Origin of the sequence: Bordetella hinzii LMG 13501 (assembly GCF_001548475.1) — a bacterium.
Lineage (GTDB): Bacteria > Pseudomonadota > Gammaproteobacteria > Burkholderiales > Burkholderiaceae_B > Bordetella > Bordetella hinzii.
Genome location: NZ_LRUJ01000025.1, coordinates 60,823 through 72,924 on the forward strand (window position 1 = coordinate 60,823; position 12,102 = coordinate 72,924).

General features: G+C 69.6%; 9 protein-coding genes. 2 read left to right on the forward strand and 7 right to left on the reverse strand.

Annotated elements, in window-relative coordinates:
- The first annotated feature begins 159 nt into the window (after positions 1 to 159).
- Both AXA74_RS16135 and pgi read left to right on the forward strand, forming a co-directional pair.
- A complete protein-coding gene (locus AXA74_RS16135) occupies positions 160 to 1,545 on the forward strand; it encodes a phosphomannomutase/phosphoglucomutase (RefSeq protein WP_032978035.1) in 1,386 nt (461 codons plus the stop codon).
- 8 nt (positions 1,546 to 1,553) lie between these two features.
- Positions 1,554 to 3,131, forward strand: coding sequence for a glucose-6-phosphate isomerase (pgi, locus tag AXA74_RS16140; RefSeq protein WP_032955516.1), 1,578 nt, complete (start codon positions 1,554 to 1,556; stop codon positions 3,129 to 3,131).
- Here the strand turns inward: pgi and AXA74_RS16145 are convergent.
- Genes AXA74_RS16145 through AXA74_RS16175 form a run of 7 tightly spaced genes read right to left on the reverse strand, consistent with a single transcriptional unit; the run spans position 3,128 to position 11,946 of the window.
- Positions 3,128 to 4,276, reverse strand: coding sequence for a glycosyltransferase family 4 protein (locus tag AXA74_RS16145; protein WP_032978038.1), 1,149 nt, complete (start codon positions 4,274 to 4,276; stop codon positions 3,128 to 3,130). The genes pgi and AXA74_RS16145 overlap by 4 nt on opposite strands.
- Positions 4,276 to 5,409 (reverse strand): glycosyltransferase family 4 protein, encoded by a 1,134-nt coding sequence (locus tag AXA74_RS16150; RefSeq protein ID WP_230589576.1) that lies wholly within the window; start codon positions 5,407 to 5,409, stop codon positions 4,276 to 4,278. Before AXA74_RS16150 ends, AXA74_RS16145 begins: the two co-directional genes overlap by 1 nt.
- Positions 5,410 to 5,416: 7 nt before the next feature.
- Positions 5,417 to 6,517: a glycosyltransferase family 4 protein gene (locus AXA74_RS16155; RefSeq protein WP_029578301.1), complete on the reverse strand. Its 1,101-nt coding sequence runs from the start codon at positions 6,515 to 6,517 to the stop codon at positions 5,417 to 5,419.
- Positions 6,514 to 8,424, reverse strand: coding sequence for an asparagine synthase (glutamine-hydrolyzing) (gene asnB / locus AXA74_RS16160; protein WP_029578300.1), 1,911 nt, complete (start codon positions 8,422 to 8,424; stop codon positions 6,514 to 6,516). Before asnB ends, AXA74_RS16155 begins: the two co-directional genes overlap by 4 nt.
- Before the next feature lie 14 nt (positions 8,425 to 8,438).
- Positions 8,439 to 9,563 (reverse strand): glycosyltransferase family 4 protein, encoded by a 1,125-nt coding sequence (locus AXA74_RS16165; protein ID WP_032978517.1) that lies wholly within the window; start codon positions 9,561 to 9,563, stop codon positions 8,439 to 8,441.
- On the reverse strand, positions 9,564 to 10,919 hold the full coding sequence (gene murJ, locus AXA74_RS16170; protein WP_029578298.1) for a murein biosynthesis integral membrane protein MurJ: 1,356 nt from the start codon (positions 10,917 to 10,919) through the stop codon (positions 9,564 to 9,566).
- 1 nt (position 10,920) lies between these two features.
- Entirely contained in the window at positions 10,921 to 11,946 is a 1,026-nt protein-coding gene (locus AXA74_RS16175) for an SDR family oxidoreductase (RefSeq protein ID WP_029578297.1), read from the reverse strand.
- Between the last annotated feature and the right edge of the window lie 156 nt (positions 11,947 to 12,102).

A 12,102-nucleotide genomic window follows, 5' to 3' on the forward strand; every position in this document is an offset into this window, starting at 1 on the left:
ATCCGCCGCCCGCCGCCCCGGCCGGCGCCGGCATGCCCTCCGGGGGCACCGCCATGAGGCATGGCCGGCGCACCATGAACGCCCCCGGACGGAAATGGGGGATAATCCTTTCCTGGCTGCCGCTGGCGGCCCAGCTCGTCCGTGCCAGAAGGAAGCCTCGTGAAAAAACCATACCCCGCCTCGGTATTCAAAGCTTACGACATCCGCGGAACCGTCCCTGATCTCATCGATGCGCGCTTTGCGCGCGCACTGGGATTCGCCCTGGCCGGGCGGGCGCGCCAGGCGGGCAATACGGAACTCGTGGTCGGCTACGACGGCCGGCTGAGCAGCCCGGAACTCGCCGTCGCGCTCCAGGAAGGCCTCCTGGAAGGCGGCGTGAACACCCTGGACATCGGGCGTGTGCCCACGCCGCTGGTGTATTTCGGCGCCTATACCGGCCAGCTCGGCGCCGGCGTGGCCATCACCGGCAGCCACAACCCGCCCAAGTACAACGGCTTCAAGATGATGCTGGGAGGCCGCGCCCTGTACGGCGACGATGTGCAGTCCCTGCGCCAGGACATGGACGCCCCCGAGGGCCTGTCGGCCACGCGGCCGGGCACGCGCCGCAGCGTCAACCTGGTGCCCGACTACATCCAGCGCATCGTCTCCGACATCAAGCTGGCCCGCCCCATGAAGATCGCCATCGACTGTGGCAACGGCGTGGCCGGCGCGGTCGCGCCGCAGCTGTTCCGCGCGCTGGGCTGCGAGGTGACCGAGCTGTTCTGCGAGGTCGACGGCAACTTTCCCAATCACCATCCCGATCCGGCCGACCCGCACAATCTGCAGGATCTCATCCATTGCCTGGCCACCACCGACTGCGAGATCGGCCTGGCCTTCGACGGCGACGGCGACCGCCTGGGCGTGGTGACCAAGTCCGGGCAGATCATCTGGCCCGACCGCCAGCTCATCCTCTTTGCGCGCGACGTGTTGCAGCGCTGCCCGGGCGAAACCATCATCTATGACGTGAAATGCAGCCGCCATGTGGGCCTGGCCGTGGCCGCCGCCGGCGGCAAGCCGCTCATGTGGCAGACCGGTCATTCGCTGGTCAAGGCCAAGCTGGCCGAGACCGGCGCGCCGCTGGCCGGCGAGATGAGCGGCCACATCTTCTTCAAGGAGCGCTGGTACGGCTTCGATGACGGGCTCTACACCGGCGCCCGCCTGCTGGAGATCGTCTCGCGCCAGGCCAATCCGTCCGCGGTGCTCGAAGCCCTGCCCACGGCGGTCTCCACGCCCGAGCTCAAGCTCGAAATGGAAGAAGGCCAGCCCCACGCCCTGGTGCGCGAGCTGCAGGCGCGAGGCCGCTTCGACGACGCCACGCAGATCATCACCATCGATGGCGTGCGGGCGGAGTTCGCCGATGGCTTCGGCCTGGCGCGCGCCTCGAACACCACTCCGGTGGTCGTGCTGCGCTTCGAAGCCGAAAACGCCGCGGCCCTGGCCCGCATCCAGGATCAGTTCAAACGTGAACTCCTGCGCCTGGCTCCCCAGGCCCGCCTGCCCTTCTGAACCCATCCATGACCGCGTCCCTATCTTCGAGTCCCGCCTGGCAGGCGTTCGCGGATGCCGTGCACGGGGCTTCGCACCGTGGCGACCATCTGCGCGTGATCGAGGCCGCCGGCCTGTCCGTCGACCTGACCGCCCAGGCCTATTCGCCCGGACTGGAGCAGGCCTCGCTCGCGCTGTGCGCCCAGCAAGGCTTGACGCAGGCCATCCACCGGCTCTTCGATGGCGGCGAGGCCAATTGGACCGAGCACCGCCCGGCCTGGCATACCGCGCTGCGGGCCGCCGTGCCGCCGCCGTCCGTGGCCGAGGCCGTGCTGGCCGAACGCGAGCGCGTGCGCCGCTTCGTCGAGGCGGCCGACGCTCGCGGCGACTACAAATACATCCTGCACCTGGGCATCGGCGGCAGCGATTGGGGGCCGCGCATGATCGTGCGCGCCCTGCGCCACCAGGGGATCAAGCGCGAGGCGCGCTTTGCCTCCAACGTCGATTCGCACGCGGTGGCCGATTCGATGCACCAGCTCGATCCGCACAGCACCCTGGTCATCATCGCCTCCAAGTCCTTCACGACGACCGAACCGCTGGCCAATGCGCAGGTGGCCATCCACTGGCTGGAAGAAGCCGGCGTGGCCGATCCGCTCAAGCAGGTGGTGGCCATCACGGCCAATGTCGACGCGGCGCTGGCCTTCGGCATCGCCCCCGAGCGCATCTTCCGTTTCTGGGACTGGGTGGGCGGCCGCTATTCCCTGTGGTCGGCCATCGGCGCCCTGCCCGTGGCCCTGGCCCTGGGCTGCGAGACTTTCGACCAGCTGCTGGCCGGCGCGGCCGACATGGACGAGCACTTCCTGCATGCGCCGCTGGCGTCCAATGCGCCGGTGCAGATGGCGCTGGCCGGCATGGCCAACCGCAGCGTGATGGGCTTCGAGACGCTGGCCATCACGCCCTACGACTCGCGCCTGACCCACCTCGTCCCCTGGGCCCAGCAGCTCGAAATGGAATCGCTGGGCAAGGTGGCCACGCAGGACGGCAGCCCGGTCGGCGTGCCCACCGGGCCGGTGGTCTGGGGCATGACGGGCACGGACTGCCAACATACTTTCTTCCAGTGGCTGCATCAGGACACGGCCGGCGCGCCGGTGGACTTCATTTTCTGCGAACGGCCGGACCACCGCTATGAACACCATCACCGCCTGCTGATCGCCAACTGTCTGGCGCAGCGCGCGGCGCTGTTGCGCGGCAAGTCCTTCGACGAGGCCCTGGCCGAATGCAGCGCCCAGACCGACGACCCGGCGCAGGCGCGCATCCTGGCGCAGCACCGCATCCACCCGGGGCGGCGCCCGTCCACCCTCATCGTCCTGCCGCGCCTGACGGGCCACGCCATGGGCGCCCTGCTGGCGCTCTATGAGCACAAGGTTTTCGCGCAGGGCGTGCTGTGGGGCATCAATCCCTTCGACCAATGGGGCGTGGAGTTCGGCAAGGCGCTGGCGCGCGGCATCATCGACGAGCTCGACAAGCCCGGCGACACGCCGGGGCTCGACGACCCGTCGACCCGCCACTGGATCGACGTCCTGTCGCGCTCGGGCCCGAAGGCCTAGCGGCCGACCGCGGCCAGCAAGCTGGCGTAGATCGCCAGATGCCGGCCGCAGACGTCCTCGATCGAAAATTCGCGCTCGGCCAGCGCGCGCCCTGCCTGGCCCAGCCGCCGGCGCTGCGCCGGGTCCATGGCCAGGCGCGCGAGCGCGGCGGCCAGCGCGGTCGCGTCGCGCGGCGGCACGAGCAGGCCGGTTTCTCCCGGGTCGATGGCATCGCGGCAGCCCGGCACATCGGTCGTCACCACCGCCCGCCCGCAGGCGGCGGCCTCGATCAGCGACTTGGACAGGCCCTCGCGATAGGAGGGCAGCACCGCGATATGCGCGGCCGCATAGAGCTCGGCCACATCCTGGCGCTCGCCCAGCAGTTCCACCAGGCCCTCATCGCGCCAGGCCTGCACTTCTTCGGCGCTGATGGAGGCGGGATTGCCCGGATCGAGATCGCCGGCCACGCGCATGCGCACGTTCAGGCCCTGCTGGCGCAGCAGCGCGGCGGCCTCGACGAATTCGCGCACCCCCTTGTCGCGCAGCAGGCGCGCCACCATCAAGGCCACCACGGGAGGTTCGGGCGGCTCGGGCTCGGCGCGGTACTGCGCCAGGTCCACGCCCGAGCCGCGTATCAGTTCGACCTGGGCGGCGCGCACCACGCCCAGCTGGCTCAGGACGTCGCGGTCATTGGTGTTCTGGAAGATCACGCGGCTGTTGCGATGCCCCAGCGCCAGGCGATAGAAGCCGCGCACCACGGCGCGCACCAGGCGGGCGCGCAAGCCCTCGGCCACGAAGACATAGCCCAGGCCCGAGATGGCCGCCACCATGGCGGGCACGCCGGCCAGGCGGGCGGCGATGCCGCCATAGAGCACGGGCTTGATGGTCACCAGATGGACCAGGCCGGGGCGCAGTCGCTTGAACAGCCGATACAGCGCCCAGAGGGTCTTGAGCTCTTGCAACGGGCGCTTGCCGCTGCGGCTCATGGGAATCACATGGTGCGTGACGCCCATGGCCTGGATGCGCGGCACCGAGGGCCCGTCCATGGTGGCGGCGTGCACCTCATAGCCCGCGGCCAGCGCGGCCTCGGCCAGCGCCGCCCGATGGGAAAGAAAGAAAGCCGGGTTGTTCACCACGAACAACAGGCGTTTGGCGCGAGCCTCCATCAGCGTTCTCCGGCAATGCGGCGCCACACCGCCTCATAGGCGCGCACCATGCGGCCCAGGTCAAAAAGCGCCAGCACCCGTTCGCGTCCGGCCGCGCCGGCCGCGGCGCGGCCGCGCGCGCCGACCTCGCGCAGCGCCTGCGCGATGCCGCGCGCCAGGGCGGCGGGTTGCTCGGCCGGCACCACCACGCCCGTGTCGCCAACGATATGGGCGGCATCGCCCACGTCGGTCACCACGCAGGGCGTGCCGCAGGCCATGGCCTCGGCCACCACATTGGGGAAGCCCTCGGCGCAGCTGGACAGCACATGCAGGTCGAGGCTGTTCATCACGGCGGCCACATCGTCGCTGGGACCGGTCAGGAGCACGCGGCCCCGCAGCCCCTCGGATTCGATCAGCGCGACCAGATCGGCGTTGCCCGGCGTCATGCCGCGCCCGACCAGCACACATTTGAGTTCCTGCCCCTCGCGCAGCAATTGCCCCATCGCGGCCAGCAGATTGCGGTGATCTTTGAGGGGATCCCAGCGCGCCACGCAGCCGATGAGCGGCACATCGGCGCCTACGCCCCATCGCGCGCGCATGCGCGCGCCGGCCTCGGCGTCCGGCGCATAGCGCGACAGGTCGTAGCCATTGGGAATAACGACCATGCTCCGTCCGTCATAGCCCAGCGCGCGATGGCGCTGGGCGGCGTCCTGGGCGGCGCAGACGATGGCGCGCGGCACCCAGCGCGACAGCGCCGCGCAGGCGCGCAGCACCATGCGGGCCGAGCGGCTGCTGCGGTCCAGGTGATTGCCGGAATTGCGTATGCCCCAGGCTACCGCCTTGATGCCGGCCAGCCTCGCGGCCAGGCCGCCGATGAGATCGGCGTGGTACATCCAGGTCTGCACGGCATCGGGCGCCTCGGCGCGCAGCAGCGCGCGCAAGGCCCGCACGCCGGACAGCGTCACGCGGCCGCGCGGCATGCCCAGGGCGTGCACGGTGATGCCGGCCGCGCGCAGGCGCGCCCCGTAGACGCCTTCATCGGTCAGCGAGATCACCACATGCCGGGTCGGGGTGTCGGTGTAGCAGGCCAGTCGGTAGAGGACGGACTCGGCCCCTCCCTGTCCCAAGCCCGTGATGATGTGAGCAATACGCATCCTGGCCTCACCGGCGCGCAAGCGCAAACAGGTCATCCCACTGCGCCAGCACCTTGGACAAGGCGTAGCGTTCGCGCACCGACCGGGCTCCGCGCCGCCCCAGTTCCTCGCGCAGGGCGGCATCGCTCATGAGGCGGCCCAGCGCATCGCGCATGGCCGCCGGCTCGCGCAGCAACAGGGCATCCGCCCCATCGCGCGTCATTTCGCGCGGCCCGCTGGGACAATCGAAGGCCGCGCAGGGCAGCCCCTTGGCCATGGCTTCGAGCAGGACATTGGGAAAGCCTTCCACGGCTGAGCTGAGCACAAAGGCGCTCGATTGCGACAAGGCTTCCCAGGGCTCGCTGGTGCGTCCCGGCAGGCGGATGCGCTGCCGCAGGCCCAGCTGCGCCACGCGCGCCTCGAGCGCTTGCCGCTGCGGCCCTTCGCCCCAGATCCAGAGATCCCAGTCGGGATGGGCGGGCGCCAGCTCGGCGAAGAGGTCGATCAGCAGGCCGAATTGTTTGTCGGGCACCAGCCGGCCCATGGCCATCAGGCGCCGCCTTCCCTGCGCATCCGGCGCAAGCGCGGCCAAGGGCGCGTCCAGCAGCTCGGCGGGCAGCGGATTGGGGATCACGGCCAGGTGGCGGATGCCCGGCACCTGTGCGGCGAAAGGCGCCACCGTGTCTTCGGCCTGCACGGTGACGACATCGGCAAGAGGATAGAGCCAGCGCCGCAGGCGGCGCCAGACCTTGCCCGTCGTGGTGTCGACGACCGGATTGGTGCGCTCGCACACGATGAGCGGCTGCCCCAGGCCCCGGGTGGCCAGGATGGCGCCGACATTGACGTTGGTCAGGAAGGACACCAGCACATCGGGCCGGCGCGCCCGGACCAGCCGGCGCAGGCCGAGCAGGCGCTTAAGCGGCGCCAGCGCGCCGCCGGCCGGCACGGCCCGGGCCAGCCACAGCAGCTCGACCTCCGGGGCCAGCGGATAGAAACAGCTGCCGCCCCCCGAAAAGGTCGGCAGCAGCGTGACCTGGTCGCCCCGGGCAGCCCAGGCATTGGCCAGGGTCGCCGCCACGCGCTCGGCGCCGCCGGCATTCATGGAGCTGACCGCCAGCACGATCTTCATTGCGCGCCGTCGCGGTGATAGCGATCCAGCCAGGCCTGCATCATCAGCACGCCCCACAGATGGCTGTCCCATTTGCGGTGGCCGCTCAGATGCTCGCGCCATTTGCGCAATATGGGCTCGGGTTCGAACCAGCCTTGCTGGCGCAGGCGCGCCGGATCCAGCAGCGCCTCGGCCCAATCGCGCAGCGGCCCGCGCAGCCAGGCCGCCAGCGGCACGGCAAAGCCGCGCTTGGGCCGCTCGACCAGGCTCTGCGGCACATGGCGGTGCAGCACCTGGCGCAGCAGCCACTTGCCCGTGCCCCCCCGCACCTTGTACTTGAACGGCAGGCTCCAGGCGAACTCGTAGACGCGGTGATCGATGAGCGGCACCCGGGTCTCCAGGCTCACGGCCATGGCCGCGCGGTCCACCTTGACCAGAATGTCGTCGGGCAGATAGGTGATCGTGTCCAGCTTCATCATGGCTTCGTACAGGGGGCCGGCAAGCGGCGCCTCGAAAGGCGACGGCGGCTCGGTGGCGCCTTTGACCACACTGCCCGGATCCGACCAATACGAAACGAAAAGGCGGTAGAACTCGCCCTCGGAGTCGGCGCGCAGCAGTTCGCCCATCTTGCCGACCTTGCCGCGCCAGGCGCCGGCGCCGGGCAGCGTGGCCGAGCCGCGCAGCACGCCGCCGGCCAGGTGCCGCAGCGGCGCGGGCAGGCGCGCGCATTTTTCCCACCAGTTGGCGACACGCAGATAGCGCGAATAGCCGCCGAACAGCTCGTCGCCGCCATCGCCGGACAAGGCCACGGTCACATGCTGGCGCGCCATGCGCGTCACCAGCGCCGTGGGGATCTGCGAGGAATCGGCGAAAGGCTCGTCATAGATGTCCGCCAGGCCCGGCACGACATCCAGGGCATCCTGCGCCGTGACGTAGAGCTCGGCGTGATCCGTGCCCAGGTGCGTGGCCACCGCCTTGGCATGCGGCGCCTCGTCGTACTCCTTTTCGTGAAAACCGATGGCGAAGGTGCGCACCGGCACATTGCTCTGGCTTTGCATGAGCGCGGCGATCGTCGACGAGTCGATGCCGCCGGACAGGAAGGCGCCCAGGCTCACATCCGAGATCATCTGTCCGCGCACGGCCTGGGTGAGCACGGCCTGCAAGGCATCGGCCGCTTCGTTATCGGTGGCGAACTGCCGCGGCTGGCGCTGGCCGGCGTCGGCCACCTGCATCGCCGACCAATACGCCTGGGGCGCCGGCATGTCGCGCGCGCCGAGCTGCGCTTCGCTGATCACCACCCAGCTGGCCGCCGGCAGCTTGCGTATGCCTTCGTAGATGGATTGCGGCGCCGGCACGTAGTTGTGCCGCATGAAGGAGGCCAGTGCATTGCGGTCGATCGTGCGGCCGAAGCCCGGCACGGGCGACAGGCCCTTGAGCTGGGAAGAAAACACCAGGGTGGCGCCGACGTAGCCGTAGTACAGCGGCTTTTCGCCCATGCGGTCGCGCGCCAGCGTCAGGCTGCGGGTCTGGCGGTCCCACAGCGCGATGGCCCACATGCCCACCGCGGCGCGCAGCATGGCCTCGACGCCGAAGGCGGCCGCATAGGCCAGGATGGTTTCCGTATCGGAGTGGCCGCGCCAGGCGGGCGCGTGGCCGGCTTTCTCCAGCTCGGCGCGCATCTCCAGGTGGTTGTAGACCTCGCCGTTGTAGGTGAGGATGTAGCGCCCGCAGGCCGACACCATGGGCTGGTGGCCGGCCTCGGTCAAGTCCTGGATGGCCAGGCGCACATGCCCGAACGCCACGCCGGCCTGGCCGTCTTCCCAGAAGCCTTTGCTGTCCGGGCCCCGCAGGCGGATGCGATGGCAGCTTTCCGCCAATATCTGCGCCTTGCCTTCAAGAGGTCCCCAAAGACCGACGATTCCGCACATGATTTTTCTGTTCTCTAGGTAGAGGAACGCCCGAGGGCGTCGTCAAAAAGTTGTTGCCACAGGCCGAGCACGCGGGAGGCCGAAAAGCGCTCGCGCGTGGTGACGGCCTCGGCGGCCAGGCGCGCGCGCGCCTGGGGATCGCTCATCAGGCCGGCCAGCGCATCGGCCAGCGCATCCGCCTGCCCGACCGGACGCACGAGCAGGCCGTCGACCCCCTCGCGCACGATTTCCCGGGGCCCAGTATCGCAATCAAAGCTGACGGGCGCCAGTCCGCTGGCCATGGCCTCGAGGAGGGTGTTGGACAGCCCTTCGAAACGGGAACTGAGCACATACAGGTCGGCGGACTCATACCAATCGGCCACGTTGCCGCCGCGCCCCGGCATGTAGACCCGGCCCGCCAGCCCGGCCGCCTCGACCTGGGCGCTCAGGCGGGCGCGCTCGTCACCCTCGCCCAGAATGAGCAGGTCCCAGTCGGGGAAACGCCCGGCCAGCCGCGCGTAGGCGTCGATCAGGACGTCGAAGCCCTTGTCCGGATGCAGGCGCCCCACGGCCAGAAGATAATGGCGGCCGGGCACGGCCGGCGGCGCCAGCCGCGGTTCGCTGCGCGGCAGCGGCCAGTGCACCGGATTGGGGATCACGGCCAGGCGCGAGCCCGGCACATGCCGGGCCAGCCAGTCCGCCGTGCCGCGCGTGAGCGCGACCACGCGCGCGGCATGGGGATACGTCAGGCGGCGCAGGCGCCGCCACATGCCCGGAAGCTGTTGCGAAGGCGGATGCGTGTGCTCGGTGGCAATCACCTTGGCCGGCAGCCCCCAGGCGGCCAGCACGGCGAGGATGGACGAGGTCGTCATCATGCCCAGCACGATCTCGGGCTTGAAATCGCGGATCACGGCGCGCAGGGCGCGCACCCGCCGCAGATTGTCCAGGATGCCGCGCAGGCCCCCGCCCCCGCCGCCATCGGTGCCCAGCGCGCAGCGCTGTACGCCGGCCGGCACCGGATAGGCGTCGCCCTCGGCCTGGGTGAGGATCATGACTTCGCGCCCGGCGGCCGCCCAATGACCCGCCAGGTCCACCGCCACGCGCTCGGCGCCGCCGCCGTGCAGCGAGTGGATGAAAATCAGGGTGCGCGGGCCGGACATCTAGGCAGCCTCCTCGGAGTCGGCGACCGGGCGCAACGCCACGGCCGTGTAGCAGACGAAGGACAGGAAATACATCAGGCTGGTGGCCAGCATGATGCCTTCGGTGCCCATGCGCGGCGCCAGCACCGCGTTGAGCACCGCCTTGAGCAGGAAGTTGGCCACTGCGATGAGCGCCATGATGCGGTAGCGGTTCTGGCTGGCAAGCAGCTGGACCAGGATCAGCACGCCGAAATAAAAGGGCAGCTGCAAAAGGCCCCAGCGCAGCACGCCGGCCACCGCCTCGGTATTCTGCGCCGTGAAGGCGCCACGCTCGAACAGCAGGGCCACGCCCCAGGGCGCCAGCGCCCAGCCGAGCGCCACGGCCGCGATGCCCGCGCCGACCATCATCCATGACCACTTCAAGGCCATGCTGCGCGCGCGCCTGGCGTCGCCGCGATGCTGCACGTCGGCCAGCACCGGCAAGGCCGCGCGGCCCACGGAGACCGCGCCTATGCCCAGCACCAGCGACAGCAGCCGGCTGGCATAGCCGAGCGTGGCGTTCGCGTTGCTGCCCAGGTTGGCCGCGGCGTACTGATCCAGCGGATTGACGAAACTCATGGCCACCTGGCCGATCAGCATCACACCGGCCGCGCTCATCAGCTCGGGCCAATGCGGCGACCGCAGACTCAGGCGCGGCGCGCCCCAGAAGCCCTGGTCGGCGCGCGCGGCCAGCCAGGCCAGCCAGACGGCCTGGATGATATAGCCCACTAGCGTGCCCCACAGCAGCGGGCCGACCTGGTCGCCCCCGGCGGCGGCCAGCATGACCCAGCCCAGCGTCGTCACCGCCGGCACGCTATCGAGCAAGGTGTTGACGTGGCGTTCATGCGAGCGCAGGCGCGCGGCGCTGATGCCGGCGATCAGCAGAATGGCGCTGACCGGCACGAAGGCCCAGAGCAGCTCGTGGGTCATGCGCGCCACGGCGCCCGGCAGGCCCGGGCCCAGCCAGGCCAGCACATAGGGCCAGGCCAGCCAGGTCAGGCCGGCCAGCACGAGCCCGCCCAGCAGGGTCCAGCCCTGCAGCTCGCTGACAAAGACATCGCGCTCGGCGCCGCCCTCCCGGCGCAGGCGCACCAGCACCGGGATCAGCACGACCGACAGCACCCCGACGATGGTGACGGGCAGCCAGGTGGCCATCGTCATGGTGAACTGATAGGCGTCCACGGCATCGCTGATGCCGTAGCGATAGGCCACCGCCATCTCCTTGATGGCGCCGGCGGCCTTGCCGAGGATGAGGAAAACGGCTACCCGGAACGCGCCCTTGAAGATGCGCTGGTGGTCCGGGTGCAGGGTGCCGAGTTTGCGTAGCAGGGCTTTCAACTCAACGCAGGAATTGCGTGTACCAGGGCATGGCGGCATCCAGGCCACGCAGGATGTCGAAGGCCGGCTGGTAGCCCAGCAGCTTGCCAGCCTTGCCGATGTCGGCCTGCGAGTGCCGCACGTCGCCGGCGCGGAAATCGGCGTGCTCGGCCGACTTCTCGTAGCGCACGCCCTGGCGGCCCAGGGACTCCTTCAGGAAGTCGAAGAGCTGGTTGAGCGTCGTGCGCCCGCCAAAGGCGACGTTGTAGACCTGGTTGCGGCCTTCCTCGGGCGCCATGGCGCCCAGGATATTGGCCTGCACCGCGTTGTCCACGTAGCAGAAGTCGCGGCTGGTCTCGCCGTCGCCGTTGATGACCACGGTTTCGTCCTGGATCATGGCGGCGGTCCATTTGGGAATCACCGCGGCGTAGGCGCCGTTGGGATCCTGGCGGCGGCCGAAGACGTTGAAATAGCGCAGGCCCACCGTGGCGAAGCCATAGGAACGGGCGAACACATCAGCGTAGAGCTCGTTGACGAATTTGGTCACCGCGTAGGGCGACAGCGGCCGGCCGATATTGTCCTCGACCTTGGGCAGGGCCGGATGATCGCCATAGGTAGAGCTGGAAGCCGCGTAGACAAAGGCGCCCGCGCCGGCGTCGCGCGCGGCCACGAGCATGTTCAGAAAGCCATCGATGTTGACGGCATTGCTGGTGATGGGGTCTTTCAGCGACCGGGGCACCGACCCCAGGGCCGCCTGGTGCAGCACCTTGTCCACGCCCTCGACGGCGCGGCGGCAGGTGTCCAGGTCGCGGATATCGCCCTCGATGAAGGAAAAGCGCGCCCACTGTTCGGGCGTGACCAGGCCGCGCACCTCGTCGAGGTTGCGCTGGTGGCCGGTCGCAAAATTGTCCAACCCCACAACGGTCTGATCCAATTTGAGCAAGGTTTCCAACAGGTTGGAGCCGATGAATCCGGCGCAACCGGTCACCAGCCACTTGCGTGGCTGGGCTTGCAACTCGGCGCGGACGACTTCGTAGCGGTTGGTCATTGTGGCTATTCCTCCAGCGTAAAACTTACAGGCGCAGATCCGACTCTTCGGCGGTCAGCACGTATTTCAGGTCGTAGAGCACGTGATCGGGCTTGCCGAGCTTGCGGATGGCCGCCGCGCCCATCTCCACGAACTGGTGATGCGACACCGCCAGAA